This is a genomic window from Gelidibacter japonicus, assembly GCF_010725055.1.
GTDB lineage: Bacteria > Bacteroidota > Bacteroidia > Flavobacteriales > Flavobacteriaceae > Gelidibacter > Gelidibacter japonicus.
This window is the reverse complement of the sequence record NZ_BJKB01000006.1, coordinates 64,242-86,580: the sequence shown is the minus strand read 5'-3', so window position 1 is coordinate 86,580 and position 22,339 is coordinate 64,242. Positions and strand designations below refer to the sequence as shown.

Annotated in this window: 20 protein-coding genes; 12 read left to right on the top strand and 8 right to left on the bottom strand. The window is 34.4% G+C overall.

What is annotated here, in order from left to right; genetic code table 11:
- The first annotated feature begins 156 nt into the window (after window positions 1-156).
- The 12 genes from G6N06_RS08205 to G6N06_RS08150 all read left to right on the top strand — a co-directional run bounded on the left by G6N06_RS08205 (window position 157) and on the right by G6N06_RS08150 (window position 8,381).
- Window positions 157-828: an RNA polymerase sigma factor gene (locus tag G6N06_RS08205; RefSeq protein ID WP_163515748.1), complete on the top strand. Its 672-nt coding sequence runs from the start codon at window positions 157-159 to the stop codon at window positions 826-828.
- A gap of 317 nt (window positions 829-1,145) precedes the next feature.
- Window positions 1,146-1,529, top strand: coding sequence for a hypothetical protein (locus G6N06_RS08200; RefSeq protein WP_163515746.1), 384 nt, complete (start codon window positions 1,146-1,148; stop codon window positions 1,527-1,529).
- Between the two features lie 108 nt (window positions 1,530-1,637).
- Window positions 1,638-2,033, top strand: a complete 396-nt coding sequence (locus G6N06_RS08195) for a hypothetical protein (RefSeq protein WP_163515745.1) — start codon at window positions 1,638-1,640, stop codon at window positions 2,031-2,033.
- Window positions 2,012-2,854, top strand: a complete 843-nt coding sequence (locus G6N06_RS08190) for a DUF5777 family beta-barrel protein (protein WP_163515743.1) — start codon at window positions 2,012-2,014, stop codon at window positions 2,852-2,854. The genes G6N06_RS08195 and G6N06_RS08190 overlap by 22 nt, the downstream gene beginning before the upstream one ends.
- A gap of 6 nt (window positions 2,855-2,860) precedes the next feature.
- The gene (locus G6N06_RS08185; RefSeq protein ID WP_163515741.1) at window positions 2,861-3,220 is read left to right on the top strand and encodes a c-type cytochrome; all 360 of its coding nucleotides are present in this window, start codon (window positions 2,861-2,863) and stop codon (window positions 3,218-3,220) included.
- A 5-nt stretch (window positions 3,221-3,225) separates the two neighbouring features.
- The gene (locus tag G6N06_RS08180) at window positions 3,226-3,774 is read left to right on the top strand and encodes a YceI family protein (RefSeq protein ID WP_163515740.1); all 549 of its coding nucleotides are present in this window, start codon (window positions 3,226-3,228) and stop codon (window positions 3,772-3,774) included.
- Window positions 3,771-4,289, top strand: coding sequence for an ankyrin repeat domain-containing protein (locus G6N06_RS08175; protein WP_163515738.1), 519 nt, complete (start codon window positions 3,771-3,773; stop codon window positions 4,287-4,289). Before G6N06_RS08180 ends, G6N06_RS08175 begins: the two co-directional genes overlap by 4 nt.
- 4 nt (window positions 4,290-4,293) lie before the next feature.
- The gene (locus G6N06_RS08170; protein ID WP_163515736.1) at window positions 4,294-5,079 is read left to right on the top strand and encodes a T9SS type A sorting domain-containing protein; all 786 of its coding nucleotides are present in this window, start codon (window positions 4,294-4,296) and stop codon (window positions 5,077-5,079) included.
- Between the two features lie 13 nt (window positions 5,080-5,092).
- Window positions 5,093-5,929 (top strand): CPBP family intramembrane glutamic endopeptidase, encoded by an 837-nt coding sequence (locus tag G6N06_RS08165; protein ID WP_163515734.1) that lies wholly within the window; start codon window positions 5,093-5,095, stop codon window positions 5,927-5,929.
- Between the two features lie 101 nt (window positions 5,930-6,030).
- Window positions 6,031-6,486 (top strand): DinB family protein, encoded by a 456-nt coding sequence (locus tag G6N06_RS08160; RefSeq protein WP_163515732.1) that lies wholly within the window; start codon window positions 6,031-6,033, stop codon window positions 6,484-6,486.
- A gap of 315 nt (window positions 6,487-6,801) precedes the next feature.
- Complete coding sequence (locus G6N06_RS08155) at window positions 6,802-8,001, top strand: alanine dehydrogenase (protein WP_163515729.1); 1,200 nt, start codon at window positions 6,802-6,804, stop codon at window positions 7,999-8,001.
- A gap of 2 nt (window positions 8,002-8,003) precedes the next feature.
- Window positions 8,004-8,381, top strand: a complete 378-nt coding sequence (locus G6N06_RS08150) for a hypothetical protein (protein ID WP_163515727.1) — start codon at window positions 8,004-8,006, stop codon at window positions 8,379-8,381.
- Between the two features lie 57 nt (window positions 8,382-8,438).
- Here the strand turns inward: G6N06_RS08150 and G6N06_RS08145 are convergent, their stop codons facing one another.
- From G6N06_RS08145 to G6N06_RS08110, 8 genes are all read right to left on the bottom strand, one after another.
- A complete protein-coding gene (locus tag G6N06_RS08145; protein ID WP_163515724.1) occupies window positions 8,439-12,980 on the bottom strand; it encodes an Ig-like domain-containing protein in 4,542 nt (1,513 codons plus the stop codon).
- Between the two features lie 752 nt (window positions 12,981-13,732).
- Complete coding sequence (locus G6N06_RS08140) at window positions 13,733-14,713, bottom strand: polysaccharide deacetylase family protein (RefSeq protein ID WP_163515722.1); 981 nt, start codon at window positions 14,711-14,713, stop codon at window positions 13,733-13,735.
- 270 nt (window positions 14,714-14,983) lie between these two features.
- Complete coding sequence (locus G6N06_RS08135) at window positions 14,984-15,601, bottom strand: sugar transferase (protein WP_163515721.1); 618 nt, start codon at window positions 15,599-15,601, stop codon at window positions 14,984-14,986.
- Window positions 15,602-15,603: 2 nt separating this feature from the next.
- On the bottom strand, window positions 15,604-16,755 hold the full coding sequence (locus G6N06_RS08130; RefSeq protein ID WP_205334743.1) for a glycosyltransferase family 4 protein: 1,152 nt from the start codon (window positions 16,753-16,755) through the stop codon (window positions 15,604-15,606).
- Between the two features lie 9 nt (window positions 16,756-16,764).
- Window positions 16,765-18,666, bottom strand: coding sequence for an asparagine synthase (glutamine-hydrolyzing) (asnB, locus tag G6N06_RS08125; RefSeq protein WP_163515719.1), 1,902 nt, complete (start codon window positions 18,664-18,666; stop codon window positions 16,765-16,767).
- Between the two features lie 7 nt (window positions 18,667-18,673).
- Window positions 18,674-19,822, bottom strand: coding sequence for a glycosyltransferase (locus G6N06_RS08120; RefSeq protein WP_240338013.1), 1,149 nt, complete (start codon window positions 19,820-19,822; stop codon window positions 18,674-18,676).
- A 507-nt stretch (window positions 19,823-20,329) separates the two neighbouring features.
- Complete coding sequence (locus G6N06_RS08115) at window positions 20,330-21,409, bottom strand: glycosyltransferase (protein ID WP_163515717.1); 1,080 nt, start codon at window positions 21,407-21,409, stop codon at window positions 20,330-20,332.
- Window positions 21,406-22,335, bottom strand: coding sequence for an ATP-grasp fold amidoligase family protein (locus G6N06_RS08110; RefSeq protein WP_163515715.1), 930 nt, complete (start codon window positions 22,333-22,335; stop codon window positions 21,406-21,408). The genes G6N06_RS08115 and G6N06_RS08110 overlap by 4 nt, the downstream gene beginning before the upstream one ends.
- Between the last annotated feature and the right edge of the window lie 4 nt (window positions 22,336-22,339).

Here is a 22,339-nt window from a genome sequence, read left to right as displayed (position 1 = left end):
TAGTTCAAAACTCAGAATTATTAAAAGTTGAGCAGTCAACAAAATGCCATCGCCTTTAACTCATGGCCCTTTAGTTTAGATGAGCATCTTAAAAAAAGGTTACAAATTTTGTAACCAGACCCATGAATTCGCATCTAAAGACAAACAGCAATCGTTATGTATAACAAAACAACACCAGAAAAGCAATTGACTGAGGCGGCGATAATTGAAAAAATACTTGAAGGTGAAATTCAATTATTCGAAATTTTAATGAGACGTTATAATGAACTATTATATAGGACAATTAGAAGTTACTTATTAGTAGAAAAGGATGTGGAAGACACCATGCAAGACACTTATATTAAAGCTTTCGAAAAATTACACCAGTTTAAAAATGAATCCAAATTTTCTACCTGGTTGATTAGGATTGGAATAAATGAAGCCCTACAACGAAAGCGGAAAGTTCCAAAGCATACGACCATTTCATTGCAACAAGATGATAATTTTTTACAGATTGCAGATCAAAACACTATGAATCCTGAACGACATACTATATATAAAGAATCTTCTTGCTTCATGGAGAAAGCAATAGATACATTGCCTGAAAAGTACAAGATAGTCTATATGCTGAGAGAAATAGAAGGCTTGGATATTTCAGAAATATCCAAATGTTTGAAGTTAAGCAAAACTAACGTTAAAGTGCGTTTGCATAGGGCGCGGTTCATGCTAAGGAGCTCAATTTTAAATTTAACGGATTACTCAAGTATTTTTGAGTTTGGAAATTCAAAGTGTGATACTATTGTAGCCAATGTTATGGATCATATTTATAAAAATTATTCAAATCAATAATCAATTCAAAATAATAACATTTTTATAAAATAATTGTTTTTCCTCTGTTGTTTCTTGTATTTAAAGAATCTATTGGGACTGGTAGAAACTTCAATGAATTCCACATCCAACCATTTAACTTATCCTCTTCTTTAAATTTGAAGCCATTGTCAAAGGTGTTTATCCAATTGATTTGAACATTACGTTGCTTACGGAAAATCATTTCTGATAATCAGAGTGTTACCCATAGTTCATCGACTACATCCTTATAAATTTTATTGATTTTGTAACCCAAACTTTGTTTCTGCATCAAAAGTATAGAACAGAAAATCATAATAATGGATACAAATACTTTAACCGTCAAAAAATTATTGCATTACACCTTTGGTTTTGTTCCAATAATTGCAGGGATTGACAAGTTCACAAATGTACTGACTGATTGGACTCATTATGTGTCTCCAAATATGGCAGACATGATTCCTTTTGAAGTTTCGACATTTATGATAATCGTTGGAGTCATAGAAATAATAGCAGGGATTTTGGTTATAATACGCCCTATGATTGGGGCCTATATCGTAATGGCCTGGTTAGTTTTAATTGCTCTGACCTTAATTGTTAGTGGATCATATTTAGATATTGCCGTAAGAGACTTGGTAATGGCCATAGCTGCTTTTAGTTTGGCTAAATTGTCTGCTCCTACTTTGAATAAGCCCAAAAATTAAGTTGTTGTCAAATGTTCCCTTGTTGATTAGTAGCGAAAGGCGTCCAAAAGACGCCTTTTAAAAAGAATTGGATTTCAACATAATGATCAAACATCTAACCCATACAACATGAGCATCTCAATAAGAAAAAAAGTTTTTTTGACCGTAATCATGTCAGTTTTTATAGTATTCACTCTATATAAAGTAGTCACGATGCCGCCCAAGCTCATGAATAATAAAAGCATTAGTTATAAAACCAGTGCTAAAAATTTTTACAATGAATTTATTCAAAATCAAACTCAGTTTGACAAACTGCATATGAATGAGGTTATAGGTCTGACAGGAATTATTACTTCTATTCAGGATTCAATTATTGTTTTGGATGATAAAATTGTTTGTATTACCACTAAGTCATATGCCCATGTAGCTCCAAATCAATTAATAAAGATCAAAGGGAAGTACATAGGTTATGATGAGTTATTTGATAATTTAAAATTAAGTGAATGCTTACTAGACTCATTTTAATATTAATTGTTAGTCTGTTTGAAAGTCAGCTACATGCTCAAGATGATCTATTGGATATGCTTGGTAACGATTCAATTACAGGTGAGATGGTATATTCTTTTAAGGGCTTACAAATGGTTAATCTTCAATCCACTAAAATGCCAAATTCAGGTGATTTTTATTTTGTGGTTTCCCATCGGTTTGGATCTTTGAAAGATGGTATCGACACATTCTTCGGATTGGATAATGCCACCACCAAAATAGGCTTTATCTATGGCATTGAGAATTGGTTATCCTTAGGACTTTCAAGGCATACATTAAATAAAATTTATGAAGGCTCATTAAAATACAGGTTGGTGAACCAAAATGATGAGGCACCGGTTACCCTTGTAGGATATCACACCATTCAAGTCAACAGTCAGCTGGATAGGGATGCCTACCCAAATCTCTCCTTTGAAAACCGGTTAAGTTACGTATCTCAACTATTAATTTCTCGGGCAATATCTCACTCTCTAACGGTAGAAGTTATTGGCTCTTATTTATATAAAAATGTTTACAACCCAGAAATTGAACATCAAAAACAGTTTTCAGTTGGCGGAGGCGGACGTTTAAAATTAAGTAAACGCTTGTCATTAAATGCTGAATATATGTACAGTAATCTTCCCTCCTTTTATAACAATCCATTGTCTTTGGGATTGGACATAGAAACCGGAGGACATGTTTTTCAGTTGCTTTTCACAAATTCTCAAGGTGTGTCTGAAAGCAACTACCTAACAAATGCTGTTGGTGACTGGGGAAAAGGCGATGTTTATTTTGGTTTTAATTTATATCGCGTGTTTTAAAATATTATGAAGAAGAGAATTTTTTTTGTTGTTTTTGTGGGTAGCCTGCTCGTCAGTTGTGGATCCAATACATTTTCTGAATTAGAAGATGATTTCACTCCTGATGAGTTTGTTACCTATAATTCTCATGTAAAAGATCTTATTCAAAGGAATTGTATCAGTTGTCATGCTCCTGGAGGAATCTCTGCGTTTAGGCCCTTAACAAATTATACGCTTGTTAAAGAGGCTGTACTGACCACTGATTTATTAGATCGTATACAGAGACAAAATGGCGAACCGGGTGCAATGCCCCAAACTGGAAGAATGGCACAAAACCAGATCGATATTGTACTCCAATGGGTTGAGGATGGATTGTTAGAATTTTAAGCATTATGAAGGAACGATATTTTTTGATATTAATAGTAGTCAGTCTCAATTGCTACTCTGGTTATTCCCAACATTATAAAACACGAAATGGTCATATTGAGTTCGAGGCATCCGTCAAAAGTTTTGAGGAAGTAAAAGCAAATTCTAATACAGTGTCCACCATTTTAGACACTTCAACAGGATCAATTGCATCATTGGTGTTTATTAACGGATTTCAGTTTAAAGTGGGTTTAATGCAAGAGCATTTTAATGAGAATTATATGGAAAGTTCCATTTATCCAAAGGCTACGTTCAAAGGCAAATTAATAGATTTCAATAGAAATGATCTTTCAAATACTAACATGAACTACGTTTTGGCAGGTGAATTGACCATTAGAGGTGTCACAAAATCCATAGAGATACAATGCACTGTGAAGATGGTTGATGAAACGATATATCTAAATGGAGAATTTATAATAACTCCGGAAGATTTCAATATTGAAATTCCAAAATTGGTGATGAATAAAATTGCAAAAGAAATACATGTCTCCTTTAATCACAGCTTAAAACCATGAAAATATTGATCTTTATACTGTTTCCAATCATAGCCTTTGCTCAGTACCAAAACAAAACTGATATCTTTGATGCTGTCAGGAATGGTGATTTACAAAGTGTCAAAAACCAAATAGCGGCCAATCCGGATTTGGCTAACAGTATAGACTCCAATAATCACACCTTACTTATCATTGCTGCCTATTACGGTCAAAAATCTATAGTCGATTATATACTTCCGCTCACGAACAAAATAAATCACAAAAGCGCTAATGGTACCGCATTGGCAGCCGCCGTGGTAAAAAACCATTCAAACATGATAAACACCTTACTAGACTACAGGGCTGACGTTAATATTACTGATGACAATGGGGTCAGTCCTTTGATGTACGCTATTATGTTCAGAAATATTCCATTTATCAAATTACTTATTCGATATAATGCTGACCTCCATTTAGTGGACCAATCTGGGAAAACCACATTTGAGTATGCACTATCCACAGAAAACCAAGACATCATTAACCTTTTAAAAAATTAAAATTATGAGACCACTATTACTTGTTTTCCTTAGCACTTTTTTGAATATTAATTCATTGACCGCTCAAGTGAAATCCACTGGAATTGTCAATTTACTATCAGGAATGACTGCCAAAATCGATTTAAACAACAACAATCAAACTGTTACCTTAACTTTTTCAGGCCCTTCTGATAGATGGTACGCTTTACAATTTGGAAACTTTAGTTTTGGAGACGGCATGAAAAATGGCGAGGATATTGTTTATTTTAATGGAAATACCTTGGTTGATGCTGTTCATAATGGCGTAGGAACCCGACCAACAGATGATTCAATAAATAATTGGAGTTTAACCTCCAATACTGTGTCCTCAGGAATACGGACAATTATCGCCACTCGTCCTTTTAATACAGGAGACTCTAATGATTATATATTCAATTTTCAAAACAACACCATTGATTTTGCGTATTCAAGAAGTCAATCGGCCAATTACATTTTGGCCTATCATGGTTTTTCAAATCGAGGCTACTCAATAAGTAATTCGTTTACAACACTTGGTGTTGACAATCATGATTTAGTATCCAAAGAAGTCAAATTGATACCTAATCCGGCGTCCTCAAGTTTTGTGATTCATTCAAATTTTGATCATAACATTGTCAACACAACTATCTATAACTCGTTAGGTCAAAATGTCTTGTATGTAAAGAATACATCTTCGGAAATTAACATCTCACAGTTACCTACCGGAAATTATTATGTGGAGATAGAGGATGACTTAGGATCGATTTCCATGAAAAAATTAATTGTAAAGTGAACCATTAGTAAACATGAAAGCAAAACCACTTTTAATAATCTTTATAGGTTTTACCATCTACTTCATAGTTGATGATTTATATTTTAAGTTTTTAAGAGATCTATTAAATGAGAACATTCATAATTTTGGAATCAGTCATATCATTAGTTATTTAATATTTGGATTACCCTTATTTATTGGAGCGCTAATTATAGATACAACTCAAAGTTTCTTTGAAAAACTAGGCTTAAATGCTTCAATTGTAAAAGGAGTCATATTTTCATTGATATGTACAGCTCCAATGTTCATCGGTTTTGCTTTTTTATTTTCATTTAACCATGATCTATCACTTAATGAATTTTTGGTGTCGGGTATTGCAGCTGCCTTTTTTGAAGAGCTTTATTTCAGAGGTTTTTTATTTGGTCTTGCATTTAAATACTCACGATTAGGTTTTTTTTGGTCGGTTATTTCAGGTGCCATCCTATTTGCAGCAATTCATTCCTATCAAAGTCAAGAAATAGAAACCCTTATCGGAATCTTTTTAACTACTTTTTTAGGAGCAGTGATATTTGCTTGGGTCTATGTAGAATGGAATTTTAATTTATGGACCGCAATAGGTGTACACTTCTTTATGAATGTATCTTGGATGTTGTTTTCAGTTAGTGATAACGCATTAGGTGATGTCTACGCCAATATCTTTAGAATTATAACCATCATACTCATTTTCGGCTTGACCATTATCTATAAAAAAAGGAAAAACATACCACTTATTATTACCAAGAAAACAATTTGGATGCTAAAAGAACCTGTGATTAAAGGTCTTGAGGCAATTCAGGTCAAAACTGCGAACAAGACCACGAGGCATAAATAAGAGATTTTCTTTTAAATAGAGACAGGTTTGAGGAGAATTAAGACCTATTGGTGAGAATAATATTTGCACATCAAATTGATTATTATCAAAAAAAATAAAAAATGAAAACAGAATTCAATTTATGGGAAATCAACAGAGCACTTTTATTGGAATATTTTGAACATTATTCCTTAGATCAGTTGAATAAAATACCTAAAGGTTTTAACAACAATCTCATTTGGAATATTGGGCATGTGATAGTGGTCCAACAAGCCTTACTATACAACTCTTCCAACTTATCGGGATATATATCAGATAGTTTAGTGAATTCATATAAACCAGGAACGTTTCCGACTGGAAAAACTAATCAGGCCGAAGTCGATGAACTCAAAGAGCTTTTGATTTCATTATTCGAGAAAACTAAAACCGATTATTCAAATCAAGTATTTAACTCATTTGCACCTCGCAAAACACTGCTCGGGTTGAATATGGACTCTGTCGAAGACGCCATTATTTTTAATAATTACCACGAAGCTTTGCATTTAGGTGCCTTAATGGCTATCAAAAAGTTTGTTTAATGACATAATTTCTTTGTCATCATCAACTTTATCAAAAGCTTCAAGACATGCCAACGAGGTATTCAACGGAAATTATATTTCCATTCTAAAGTGTGGACAGAATTAGTATCAGCAGCTACAATTCACATTCAAACGGACTCATAGGTTTTCTATGCCCATTTATTATTTTTCCGCAAACCTCTTTAGGCCTATGAAACATTTATTCAGAGCAGCGAAATTCCTCCAAACATCGATAATATCCAATTTCGATTAATTTTAATTAGGTATTTCAAATCGAAAAATTATTTGTAATTTCAGTGCTTATTTCAAAGTCAAATGAGCAAATCCATTTCTCCTTTTACCCGGGAACAATTGCTTCCTCAGGAAGAAACTCTGGAAATTTTCAAAAAAAAGGGAAATCTTTTTATTGGTATTCCCAAAGAAACCTATTTTCAGGAGAAGCGTGTCTGCTTAACTCCTGACGCTGTATCTGCCTTAGTTTCCAACGGCCATCGGGTCATGATTGAAGCTGGAGCTGGCGATGGTGCCAACTTTAAAGACAGAACCTATAGCGAGGCGGGTGCCGAAATAACCAAGGATACCGCCAAAGTGTACTCCTGCCCTATCATATTGAAGGTTGAACCGCCTTCTTTAGATGAAATTAAACTCATCAACCCTCAGACCTTATTGATCTCAGCGCTGCAATTAAAAACACAAAGCAAAAAATATTTTGAAACTTTGGCCACCAAGCGCATAACGGCTTTGGCATTCGAATTTATAAAAGACGACGACGGCTCTTACCCAGCAGTTCGGTCATTGAGCGAAATTGCAGGAACAGCCTCCATTCTTATTGCAGCCGAATTGTTGTCGAACATTAATGGTGGCAATGGATTGATGTTTGGAAATATCAGCGGCGTACCACCAACCGAAGTTGTTATTATTGGCGCCGGAACAGTGGGAGAATTTGCTGCCCGTTCTGCCATTGGCATGGGTGCAAATGTTAAGATTTTTGATAATTCCATTACCAAATTAAGATCGGTCCAATCCCATTTAGGTCGGACGCTCTACACATCTACGCTCCAACCTAAAAACCTGATCAAGGCCTTGAAACGTTGTGATGTGGCCATTGGGGCGGTAAGGGGTACCAACAGAGCTCCCGTTGTAGTTACTGAAGCTATGGTAGACTGTATGAAAACTGGAGCCGTTATAATTGATGTAAGTATTGACATGGGAGGTTGTTTTGAAACCAGTGAGGTCACTACCCATGATAAACCAACCTTTGAATATAACGGAATTGTTCATTATTGTGTTCCAAATATTCCTGCACGATATTCCCGAACAGCCTCTGTATCAATAAGTAATATGTTTACACCCTATCTTTTGAAAATTGGAGAAGATGGCGGAATTGAAAATGCACTTCGTTTTGATCGGGGTTTAAAAAATGGATTGTACTTTTACCACGGTATATTAACAAGCAAATTGGTTGCCAATTGGTTTGACTTAAAATACAGTGACGTCAATCTTTTAATTTTTTAATAATGAAATTTATCCATCGTGTCGGCTATTATTTAGGCGGCTTTTCCATAGGTTTAATTATTCTGTTCTTTTTTTTAAGCGGAAAGAAAACTTCGTGTGCCTATGGTCCCAACGCAAGGACGACAAAAAACATCTCACTAAAACAAAAATCATATTCGGAAGATGCCTTATTTGCGATGCGTTCATTTGAAATGGACACTCTCGTTGTTTCTGATATGATCAAACATGGTAATGTCAACTTTTCGGAAAGCGACACCAAAAATGAAACTTGCAAGACGTATATTATAGAAAACAGCTATAAAAAACAAAAATTCAAATTGCAAGTTAAAAATTGTGATTCCTTAGCAACTATAGAATCTATCGTCCCCTATAAAAAATAACTGAGCCACGAAAAATTTCCATGGCTCAGTGAATCTTCAAAGTTTTTTTAAACTGATTTATCTCAATACTATCTTTTTAGTGATCACTCTTAGATTATCGACCAATTGCAATAAATAAATGCCAGAAGCAAAATTCGCTAAGTTGAGTGTTTTATTATAACTCTGTTGATCATTTGTATTAATTTCTTCGTTATATAGTGATTTACCCGAAAGGTCATATAGGTGGATGCTAGAGACGTTAGACAGTCCTGATATTTTTATATGGACATCGCCATAAGTCGGATTTGGATGAATCAGAAACTCTAAGGCAGTATCATCTTCTATTGTTGCATTATCATCCACAATCTGAGAAGTTTCACAATTACGAACACTTACCATAACATTGTCTGTATCAGAATCTAAAGCATGGTACACCATCACTGAGTATTCAGTGTCCTTATCTGGATTAACCGTAATACTTTTAGTAGTTTCCCCAGTGCTCCACAAATATTCACTATTGGCTGGACCTCTTGCGGTCAATACCGTGCTTTCGTTAAGGCAAATAGCGACATCTTCACCAGCATCAGCAACTATTTTCTCAAAAACATTGACTTTAATTGATTTTTCAGAAGAACAATCATTAATATATCCAACGACATCATAAGTTTGAGTTTTCGTTGGACGAACCGCAATATTCGGTTGTGTTGCACCATTACTCCACTTGTAGCGATTAGCTCCTTGTGCTGATAAGGTAATAAACTCACCTTTAAGAATCGCAGCTTCGGAACCATTAATGATAGTAACATTGGGCTTAGGACTAACAGTCACGACAGCTTCATCCGTTCCGGAGGCCTCACCAATATATGCTGTAACAGAATACTTGGTCGTTGTTTTAGGATTCACCGTTATACTTGCGGTCTTTTCTCCTGTACTCCATAAATAGCGATCTCCACCTGAAGCTGTCAATGTAACTGGCGTACCTTGACAAATATCTTTATTTCCTCCGGCTCGAGCCACTACTACTTGAGGATTCTCAACTGTAACCTTTACTGTGGCTGTAGCCTCACATCCGTTTTTTGTTCCTGTTACGGTGTAAGTTCTAGTCGCCGTGGGGCTCACGGTAATACTCGCACTAGTGGCACCCGTGCTCCACTTATAAGTAGTTGCTCCCGATGCGGTTAAGGTGGTACTTTCTCCCGAAGTAATCGTGATATTTTTGCCTGCAGAAACGGTCGGCACTGGGTTGACGGTTACTTTGACCTCATCCGTATCTGAATATTTACCAGTACTATCAAAAGCTGTAACTGAATATGTGGTAGTCGTACTCGGACTTATCGTAATGCTTGCCGTAGTAGCTCCGGTACTCCATAAATAGGTAGAACCTCCAGTAGCCGTTAAGGTTACACTTGAACCAGCACAAATGCTTTGGTCTGCTCCGGCATTGGCAATAACCTGCACAGGATTCAAAACGGTAACCCTCACAGTATCTGTAACTTCACAACCATTTCTCGTTCCAGTTACAGTATAAGTTCTGGTCGTTGTAGGACTCACAGTAATACTCGCACTCGTAGCACCAGTACTCCACTTATAACTAGTAGCACCTGTAGCGGTCAACGTAGCACTTTCTCCTGAATTGATCGTGATATTGCTTCCAGCATCAACAGCTGGGAGTGCGTTGACTGTTACTTTGACCTCGTCCGTATCTGAAAATTTACCTGAACTATCAAAAGCCGTCACGGAATAAGTGGTGGTTGAACTCGGACTTATTGTAATGCTTGCCGTGGTAGCTCCTGTATTCCATAAATAGGTAGAGCCTCCAGTAGCCGTTAAGGTTGCACTTGAACCAGCACAAATGCTTTGATCTGCACCTGCATCAGCTATAACTTCTACAGTATTTCTTACGGTTACTTTTACTGTATCCGTAGCTTCGCAGCCATTACTTGTTCCAGTAACAGTATAAGTCCTGGTTGCATTGGGAGACACAGTAATACTTGCTGTCGAGGCACCAGTACTCCATATATAGGAAGTGGCACCTGTGGCGGTTAATGTAACACTTTCACCAGAGTCAATGGTACTGCCGCTTCCTGCATCCACAATTGGGAGAGGATTAACTGTAACAACGACTTCATCTGTGTCAGAACTCGTTTTGGTACTATCATATACAGTCACTGAATAAGTGGTGGTTGCATTTGGATTTACCTCAATACTTTCGGATGTAGCCCCTGTACTCCATAGATATGTATCACCACCTGTAGCAGTTAAGGTTGTACTAGAGCCCGCACAGATATCTACATCTTGGCCGGCATTGGCTATAACTTGTTTAACTACGGTTACAGTTACAGAGGCATTACTAGAGCAGCCATGTGGACCATTAGAGCTGACTGAATATGTGGTTGTAACTTCTGGACTCACAGTAATAGATTCAGAACTCCCGCCAGTATTCCATAGGTAGTTGTCGCTTCCACTGACCGTAAGTGTCGTTGTCTTACCTTCAACAATAGTCAAATTTCCAGTGATTGAAAGGACAGGAGCGTCTTTTACAAAAACACTAACATCATCTGTACTAGAACACCCGTTTGTACTCACTTCAACGCTATAAACAGTATCTGTTGTCGGACTAACTTCTATTGAAGCTGTTGTTTGCCCTGTACTCCATAGGTATGAGGTACCTCCAGTGGCCGTAAGGGTAGTTGTTTCACCATTGCAGATGGTTTGATCATCTCCTGCATTTGCAGTAGGAATATCATTAACCGTAACCGTAACACTAGCTTCATCTGATTGACCGAAGTCATCGGAAACTGTCACCGTGTATGTTGTTGTAGCCTCTGGGGTTACATCAATACTTTTTGTAGTTTCACCTGTATTCCAAACATAATTTGTACCTCCACTTGCTGTGAGTGTGGCGCTTTCGCCTTTACAAATCTGTTGGTCAATACCTGCGCTCGCTTGGAGCGCTTCCGGAAAAACCTTTATGAGAGCTGTATCTGTGAATCCCCCATCAGCACTTTTGAAGGTTATGGTTGCTTCACCTACTGAAACTGCAGTTACGAGTCCATTGGAACTTACTGTAGCTATACTTGCATCACTTGAGGTCCATGTACCATTTTTATTACTAGCATTTGAAGGTGTAAAGCTTGCTGATAATTGAATTGTTTCCGCTACGGCCAATTCAGCTGTGCTTGGTGTTACTTGAACGCCTTGAACGGCAACCTCATTTTTTGGTCGATCCACCTGATTTAAATACTCTTCCAACCAGGTATAACCGCTTGGGGCAATGTCGTTGTGGTCTTGGCCATCTGGTACGTTGGCTTTAAACCATATTTCTGGGATGTGCGGGTTGCTTTTATAAAAATTTCCATCTCTGCTTACCGAAGGTATGTGAGGAATAATCCATTGACTTTGAGGTAATCTGCTTTTAGTATATACCCCGTTTTTAATATTGTTTAACCATTGAGCATCTAACACGTCTAAATTACTACTTACGCTTCCATCTGCATTAAGTCTTGCATTGCAACCAACATTATTAGAAACGTCAATAAGAGCTTCGTCACCGGATAGCACTTTAAAAGGCTCTCCGTTTAAAATATGTTGTTTATTTACAAAATGATTAGCCGGTAATTGTTTTCCATAGTTACTTCCAACAAAATATTTAAAGGCTAGTGTGTTATTTTCATTAATTTGAGCTAAACTACTTGTCAATGGAGTACCTATATTCGCAGATACATATTTATTCCCATTAGTATATATCTCAGGCAAGCCTCTTTCAGTTTCAAACATATGCATTCTATGGTCACTTGCAGGGGTGTTATTATAATTATAATAGTTACCTAAATGATTTAATTTAACACTCCCATCCAATTGGGTAAATCTATTAGCAATAAACCATACTACATTATTAATTATGTCGATTCTTCCTCCATCGCCTCCTGCATTTGGCGTTCTATGTGACACATTATAAAAAGCATTAGAAATAAAGGAATAATTCCCAACTCGAACATTAGATCCTGATTCCGAACCAGATAATGCCCCTCTATCATTTTCAGCAAATAAACATCTTTGAACTGTAAGATTATTAATCTGGGCAGTTCCATTAGTTTCATACCATGATCCGCCCTGAAAAAATCCAAAAGCGAAAGTACAGTGGTCATATATTTGGTTCAATGCACCAGACTTAGATTGAAAACTATTTGTTGGACCACCTGCATAAGCTGTTGATTTAATACCACCTTTAAACCGAATATGTCTAACAATTATATTTTGGACGTTCTCAAAATATACTCGTTCGCCGTCGATGGTAATTCCACCCTCAGGGGCTGTTTGTCCCGCAATAGTTATATTTGATCGATTAACAACACTTAAAGAGCTCGTAAGCTTAATTACACCACTTATATCAAATACTATGGTTCTATTGTTTTTAGATAAAGCATCTCTAAGTGAGCCGACACCACCATCATTTAAGTTTGTCACGTGATAAACTTCGTGACCCCTCCCACCTGTTACGTATGCACCAGCACCTTTAGCAGAAGGAAATGCCAATTGTTGAGCTAACAAAAACTGACAAGAAAATAAAATTATAAAAAATACGGCAATACTGAAGAGGTTTGTAGTAGGTTTATTCATGTTTTTCATAAAGTGTAAAATAGTTCTGAGTGACTAAGGGCCTGCTCATTTATGGTTTCGTGACTAATCTAAAAAATTTATTTATAGTTATGCGTTTAAAATCACATTTATTCGACAAGTCGCCTGACATTGTAAGAATATATTGATATAAAACAAAGATTTGTTAATTTTTTAATTATTTATTTAATCTTAAAAATTTAAAAAAATCCGACCAAATGCATAATATCCTGTTCTAATTACGTGTCAAACTTGATATCGGATGTTTATTACTAAACTTTAACAATAAAGAGAAAACTACTACACTGAAATTATTAAAATCAACAAAGAAGATCTTATAGTAGCTTTTGGAACTATTTTACATGAAGAATTTAAGAAAACAAATTTTATATAAGGAAATTAAGGGAATGAACTAAAAATTGATGCTTTTTTATTTAATCAAAAGATATCCGAAATTAGCTATAAAAAGGCAATTACAAGTATTTTATAAATAAGTGTGATTCAAAAATCACACGTCAAACCAATTCCAAAGCTTCAACAAAAAGCATGAATCCACAAGGGAGTACTATTTTTATTAAAATTTCAAACTAAGTCAATTAAAAATAAAGAAATATAAAATTGGCTATTCAAGTTTAGAAAAATGGAATACTCATTCGAAAGACTTTCGGCCAAAGTTAGAAGCTCAGAAGGTTAATCATATTAAAATTGAGTATATGCACATGTTAATAAAAAGACATCTAAATTATTGAGAATCCCTATGAACTTCTATAATCTTCACCTAATCTTTGCATTGTAATACTCTCAAAGTTATACTTAGTATTTAATGCGGCATAGTGCTGAAGTATATCTGAAAAATTCTTAAAGTTTTCTTCAATATTATTTGCAAAGTTGTGTGGATGCCACCATAGATGATATACCTCATTTCGTTTGGCAGCTTGAGTCATTCCTTTTTTAATTCTATTCACCTTTAATCCTTCCATAAACTTTAATTGAGAATGGTAAGGTCTAAGAAATCGGCTAGCAGGTATATTTATTAATTTAGAATTTTTACTATTATAATCATCTAACTTGAAGCTATTAGAACCTGAAATATTAAAATAAGTATCTAACACTCGTATAGCTAGGAGACCGTATTCTTTTAGTTTAAGTTTTCGGGCATCATTACTGAAATTAAACCAGCAGTTACCTCTATAGGTTTCTATTCCTAAATCTTCGCATGCTTGTAAATAATATTTCTGTACTTGGTTTCTGGGAAAAACAATGCTTTTAATAGTAATGTCTAAGTTGTTGGCTATTGCAATAGCTGAGGTAAGATCTTCCTTAAAATCTTCTATATTCTGTCCGCTTTCATAGCAATAGTAGTGACAGAAGGTATGCGTGCCAATCTCATGTAACGTATCTGCTTTAATCTTTTTTATTAAATCTTGAGCGAAATAAAACTCTTGATCGATTGCAGCTATATTATTCAATAAATTATATGCGTTAAGTTTGCTGTTTCTATAATCTGGCATTCGATCCGGAATGTATTTCAAAACCTCACTTTTGTCTTTGGCAAACATCTTGCCGACAGTAGCAAAGGTTATACTAGTATTGTATTGTTGTGATAATTGCAACAATTTATCAATTACCATACTAATATTTGATAGCTGTGATCTGCATTCATCAAGGGTTTTAATGTCAAAAAAACCCCAATGCATTTCGAAGTCTAGTGATATTACAAATTTCCCATTCTTCATTAAAAACTATAATTTAGAAAATTAATTAGTTGCATTCGCATCTTTAAGTAGCATATACCATGAAATTATTAATTTATAGTCTGATTTCATGTATAAGTGCTTGTCTTTTCGCTTTAAGTTTGTTTATCTTTTTTATATTTCATATAAATCCTATGAAATAGGTAAGTCATTGTGTATTATGCCATGTTGCCCATTTTTAGAATTATAGATATCTTCTTCGAGTGGGCGTAAGGAATCTCACCAAAAAAACAGGCATTCCAAATCAAATGATTATTCATTTTTGCTTTTTGTCCCTGTAAACATTGGCATATCAACGGTTTCTGAACTGTTGATATCACTTCTTTTAATGACCTTGTAAAAGGTCAGCCATAAGATTTTTACATCTAGCAAAAAAGATTGATTATTCACGTAATAAACATCATATTCAAACTTTTGTTCCCAAGTAATAGCATTGCGACCATTTATTTGAGCCCACCCTGTTATACCTGGCATAACTTCATGTCTTCTGCTTTGTTCTTCATTGTAAAGTTCCAAATACTCAGGCAATAGGGGTCGAGGCCCAATTAAGCTCATGTCGCCTTTTAAAATGTTTAACAATTGGGGAATTTCATCTAACGAATACTTTCTACAAATATTTCCTATTTTAGTAACTCTTTCTAAAGCGGGCAATAGCTCACCATTCGCATCCTTTTTGTCATTCATGGTTTTTAACTTAATAATTGTAAAAAGCCTGCCGTTTTTTCCAGCTCTTAGTTGGTAGAAAAATGGCTTGCCATTATTAGAGATGCTTAATAATGTGATTAACACCAAAAATAATGGGGAAATAAATATTAGGCCAACCAAGGCAGCTACAAAATCAATTAAGCGTTTAAAGATAGTAGAATACATAATTAGGTTTCTAATGATTTGTATAGGTTCAATAATTCATTCCAAATAACCTCTCTTTTATAATTTTCTAAAATGTTTGGTCGAGCAACTGAAGCAAATTCGCTTGTCTTAACAGGATTATCAATAAAAAACTGCATGGCGTATTGTAGTGCTTCTATGGATTTTGGCTGAATTACAAGTCCATTTTTATTATTTGTTATTATTTCGTTACAACCATTGATGTCAGTGACAATACATGCCAATTCCATGGCACAAGCTTGCATGACAACATTAGGAAAACCTTCGCGATAACTAGGAAACACTAGTGCGTTTGAAATAGCAAGGTACGGCCTTACATCTGATTGCCATCCTACTGTGATAATATTTTTGTTTGATTCTATTATCAAGATTGTTTGATTATTAAGTGGATCAAGCTCGGTTTCTAATGGCCCAACCAATAAAAGCTTAATTTTATTATAGGTCTTAGAAATAGAGTTGAAAGCACTTACTAATTCATTGATTCCTTTATCTGCAACTAATCTTCCCACATATACAAAAACAAAATCCTCCTGAACAATGGATAGCTGTTGCATCAGGTTATATCGTTGGCTTAGGTTGATGTTGGATTTATTAAAATAGTCCGTATCAATGCCATTAGAGCTACCGTTACCAATAATCCTCAATCTCTTCTCTGTGGTGAAATTAAGATCTTTTATGATCTTTTTCAAACCATATGAATTTGGTAAAACCAAAGTTGCATTAGCGTAAGTTACCTTTTCTACTATATTTAACAGTTGGCGCTTAGCACCAGTAGCTTCTAATAAAGGCATGCCAGCTACTGTGTGTAATCTATTAGAAACTCCGGCCAAACGAGCAGCCAACATACCTAGTGTTCCAGCTTTTGGCGTATGTGTGTGAACGATGAACGGCTTTTCTTTTTTTATAAATTTAAACAACTTATATGCTGATATTAAATCTTTTAATGGAGAAATCTGACGTGTCATTTCTATGACATGGGTTTCAATATTTTCCTGATCTTCTACTAAAGCAATTTCCCTACCAAAACTTGAAACACCAATGACTTCATAATGATTACTCATATATTTAAGTTGACCTTTCAGGAGTACAGCCAATGATATGGGCACAGTAGTTATTCTAATGATTTTTTTCTTCATTATAAAATCTTAAAGGATAGAATAGGTATTTAAATACCATTTTTGAAAGACATAAAAACTCCAAACCCGCAAACTATTATCTTCTTTACCCGAAATATGATTTTTAACCAGTTCAATAATAAAATTAGAATTAAAAACCCCTTGAGATTCTATCAACTTTGGCTCAATGTAAGATTCAAGTTCATCCTTCAAACTGCCTCTCAGCCAGTCTCCAACAGGTACACCAAAACCTTGTTTGGATTTATCTAAAAAACCAGGTGCAAATTTATCTGCAAAAGCTTCTTTCAGTATGTATTTCTTGTTCCAGCCTTTTAATAAATAATTTTCTGGCAGAGAGTTGGTTAAATTCCAAATGGCTTTGTTTAAAAATGGTGCTCTACATTCTAAAGAACTTAACATGCTTGTTCTATCTACTTTAACAAGCATGTCACCCTCAAGACTTACGTTTTTGTCAACCATTCTAAAATCGGTAAGATTTTTAGGATTATGTTGTTTATATCTTGTTTTCAGTTCTGAGAAAGTATCTTCAATTAAGCTATTGGTTTTTAATAATTTTGATTTTTCTTCGTCAGTAAAGGCTAAAGATATGATATTCCAATATTGGTTACCATCGTAATTAAAAGCTTTTAATAACCGATTCAGTTTAAAACGTTTTCCTCTATTATCGTCCTTGGTATTTAACAATTGAGAAGACAACTTAACAATTTGATTGTGAATGCTTTTTGGCACTATAGAAGTGTATTTGTTGTTAAGTTTACCCATATAGTATTTATTGTAACCTCCAAACATTTCATCTCCACCATCTCCAGTCAAGGCCACTTTAACATAATTGCTGGCATGTTTTGACACCAAATAAGTTGGAAGAGCAGAAGAATCTGCAAAAGGTTCATCAAAATTTAATAGAATTTCATCGATTCCATTTTTAAAATCTTCTTCCTTAACAATAAATTCATGATGGTTACTATTGACAAGTTTTGCAACAATCTGAGACTTATCTGTTTCGTCGAAAGATTTCTTTTCAAAACCAATAGAAAAGGTTTCAATCTTCTCGTTCGAAATTTCGGCTAAGCAATGTGTAACGACTGAAGAATCAACACCTCCAGACAAAAACGTACCTAAGGATACATCTGCAATAGATCTACTTTCAACACTTTTTATGACCTCATTGTAAACCTCTTTTTTTGCATCATTAAATGAGATATTTTGTTTTACAATCGGTTTTTGTTTCTCAATTTCATGAATCGTAAAATTGTATGAAGAGAGGTCGAAATCGATAAAATGATTGGGTGGTAATTTTAGAATATCTTGATAAATTGAGTATGGTGCAGGTATATAAGTTAGTCTAAAATAAAGGTTTAATCCTTCACTGCAGATGTCGGGCTTATTAGGCAGATAATTTATTACTGATTTCAACTCTGACCCGTAAATAAAATCTGTTTTTGTCTTAGTATAGTACAATGGTTTCTCGCCAAAAAAGTCTCTTGCAATAATTACTTTATTCTTCGTTTTGTCGTGAATACTAAATGCAAACATACCATCGAGCTCTTTAAATGCCGCAACCCCCTTGTGTTCATACAACTTTAAGATGACTTCAGTATCACTTGCAGTTTTAAAGGTAGCACCTGCATTTTCGAGTTGTTGTCTTAAAATTCTATAGTTATATATTTCACCATTAAAGACAATTGCCATGTTTTTGTCATTGGTGTATATCGGTTGGTTTCCAGTGTTTAAATCTATAATAGATAAGCGACGCATTGCCATAGCTACAGAAGCTGACTCGGAAGAATCAAAATAAAAACCATCATCATCAGGACCACGATGGAAAATGAGCTCATTCATCTTGGTCAATTCACTTTTCAGAAAACCTTTTTCTTTATTACTGTTATTGATTATTCCATTAATTCCGCACATCTATACTTTAATTAATTAAAAATTGATTGAATTTTTTGTAAATACTATCTAAGTGATAGTCTTTTGCTCTTTCTAAGCTTAGAGCACTAAATTTTACTCTTATGTCAGGATTACCTCTATAATAATCAAGTGCCTTACTCAATCCAACATGATCATTATTGTTTACCAATAAACCAAATTTCCCTATAAAAAAATCCCCGCTCTCAATGTTTACATTGCTATTTTCATTTAATAATTCTAATGGACCAGACAAACAATTTGTAGAAATACAGGGAAGACCAATAGCCATGGCCTCCAAAAGAGCGTTAGGGAAGCCTTCAGTAAAAGATGACAAAACGAAGCAATCACTTTCCAAAAGATATTCATTAACATTTTTCACCTCACCTTTAAGAAATACCTGCTTTTCAAGTTGAAGCTTACTTATCTCATTGGTTAAAAATACCTTTAAATGTCCATCTCCCAAAATAACAAGTTTGTCATTGTTTTCAATTTCTTTTAAAGCTTTTATGATCATTATTTGATTTTTTCGGGTATTTAGAGTGCCAGCTGTAATAATTTCTAACGGTTGATTTTCTTTGTACAACGCTGTTGGTATTATTGTTTTTTCTGGTATCTCAATGGGATTGTAAATAACTTCCATTGGTATCTTAATTCCAAAATTATCCTTTAAATCGTTATTGATATGTATTGAATTTGAAAACAGCTTATCACACCGATTATAGAATATGGGATAGAATATTTTGGAAATGTAGAGTGATAGCTTGCTAGTTACATTATCTGATGGGAATCCACGCTCACTTATAATTGTTTTCAATGATTTATTAAAACTCGAAATAATACCATTTATAAGGTTTGGAAATGCCAAAAACGAAATTGAAATATTTATTTTTTCACTTTTTAAAATGCGATTGTATTTAAAGATGAATCTTATACTGTCGATAACCTTTAAATAGAACGGTCGCTCCGAATCCTTTTCTGACAGGAAAACGACATTAACTTCTGGAGGTATAGGGAAATGAATCGTATTATGGAAGAGTACTAATGTCACATTATAATCCTTTATTAAGTCTTTTAGAAGAAGACTAATTACTTTTTGTGCACCTCCACTCCCAAGGTTTATACTTAGAATACTTAAGTTTTGTTTTGATTTACTCAATTTAATTTAATTTAAAATGCCGAAAGACAATGTTTCGTATGGCTCTATCATTTTTTTCTTTTCTAAGTTCTTTCATGATCGAAGCCACCTTCTGTTTTTTAATTTTAAAAAAGTAAGCTTTACCATGTTTTTCTAAAAATTCTTTCTTATTCATTCCCACCATTGGGATTTAATTCCCCGAGGCTTTCCTCGATCTAAAATTCATACCTGGCAGACTTGCCCGTCCGTGCCGGTCAGGCGGGTCCCGAGGTTCTTGATTATTCTATATAGAAAAGTAACAAGAATGATAAAATTAGACAAAAGTGGGTTTTAAAATACTTATCTTGAGAAGTCAATTATATCAACTTCTTATGATTTATAAAAACGAACGACCTTATAAAACATGTCAAACTTTCATTACTACCTTTTCTTAGTTCATTAAACAATAAACAAATCACTTACTCTTGGCCAGTGCCTCTCAGTGACATTCCGAGTGTTTTGAATATTTAGTTTTTAGTTTTTCGACTTCTATTTTCTTAAAATTTGGGTGAAAAACTGTTCATATTCATTAAGTATTTTTTCTTTACCAAACTTGTTATAAACAGATTTGGCTACTGTCTTTGGATCCCATTCCTTAGTTTCATTAAGTTTTTCCAAGAACTCTTCTTCAGAATTAACTAAAAAACCATTGACACCGTCCTCCACTATTTCTTTTGTTCCTCCCGGCACGTTAAAGGCGATCACTGGTGTGCCAACAGTACAACTTTCCAGCAATGTGTTTGGAAAGCCTTCAGAATAGGAACCTTGCAAGAACATGTCGTGCTTAACTAAATGTTCATAAACATTATTGGTATGCTGAATATAGTTAATCTGATCTTTAAGTTTCAGTTCTTCAATTTTATTGAATATCTCATCTTTATAGTCACCATCGCCAATTATGGTGTATTCAAAGGGCGTTTGTAAATTACTTAGAATATCTAATAATCTTAAATGTCCCTTTATTTTCCTCAGCCTCCCAATAGTAATAAACCTTTTGACGCCATTAACATTATTACTAACAAGAGTCTTTTGAACTCCCATTTGTGTAATTGGGTTATGGATTATCCAGATATTGTCCGTTTTGTAATTATAGTTTTCTAAAAAATCAGTTTTCATATCTGTCGACTGACAAATTATATAATCTAATTTTTTTGTTCCATAACTGTAAAGATCAACAAATTGACTAAGCAATGATTTTTTTTTATCTGGCCTAAATTTTTTTGCTACTTTATTTATGGTTGAATGGCGACCTACAAATTTTATTCGATGAAAAAATATCGATATTAAACCCATCATTGTATTTAAATGGGAAATGGAACTCACCACTATTTGAGGCCTCTCTTGTATTAAAATTTTAACTAGAGGCATAAAGGCGTGGAGTACCCTGCTTTTATTTAGATAGTACACAGGTAGGTCCTTGATATCATATTTGCTATCTTTTTCAAAACCAATCACATAAAGTTTAACATCAAACTTTTCCTTATTAAGATTTTCGGCAACAAAAGAAATTACACGTTCTGCACCTCCGGCAAATAAAGTTGGTATTATAAAAAATACTTTATTTTTCATTGTAATTCTTTTATTTTTAAAAGTTCACCAAATTTATAATCGCATTCTTTTTGAATGAATTTTTGAAAGCCTGAAGCGTGATGAAATGTCAATTCACCAAAGAATATTGATCCTTTTACTAAATATAAATCGACTCTAATATATATAAAATCTTGGGCTAATTTTTCTGCTACCATTATCATTTCCTCAAGATTTTTAGGTCTCTCAAGGTCCTTTCCATAGGGCCTTCCCCAATTGCAAGGAATAAGATTCCAATCTCGATCATACAAGTTTCTTGTGCGTTTATCCGTATGACGATCAAAATCAATCATTATAAAAGCTAATTTCCCATTAAAACAATGCAATTTATAGTCATCCGGAATCTTACCATCCTCATATGTTAATAATTCTTCAACAATTAATCGGGGTTCAATATTTTTATATTGCCATTCTATGGTGCTGTAATAGTGATTTTCTTTTAACAGGCGCTTAAAACGTTTTCTAACTGAATTCCATTCTATGGAAGATCCTTCTCTCACAATAACGCCACCTGAACTATCATGATTTGTTTTAATAATATAGTTGGAATCTGGAAGGTTCTCCGGTCTTATATCGCGAAAGTCCTTAGTGTGATAGAGTAAAGGTATTAAGTATTGAGCACCTACCTTTTCTTCAACATAAGCTCTTACCTTATATTTATCAGCTACTATTGCATGTAAATCTTTTCTATCGTAAAGTTTGAGCCAATTAATTTTTTCGTTTAACGTTATAGGATTATCTAAATTTAAAGCATATCCCATGTGCTTTTTAAAGCTTCTTTTTATGATAATCCTATCAGGAACAATTTTTAGACCTAATACATATAGTTTATAAAAGGGTCGTGTAATAGTGTATCCAAAATCAGATTTTCGATAGAAGTCAGAGATTGATTTTCTTAAATTACTCATGGTT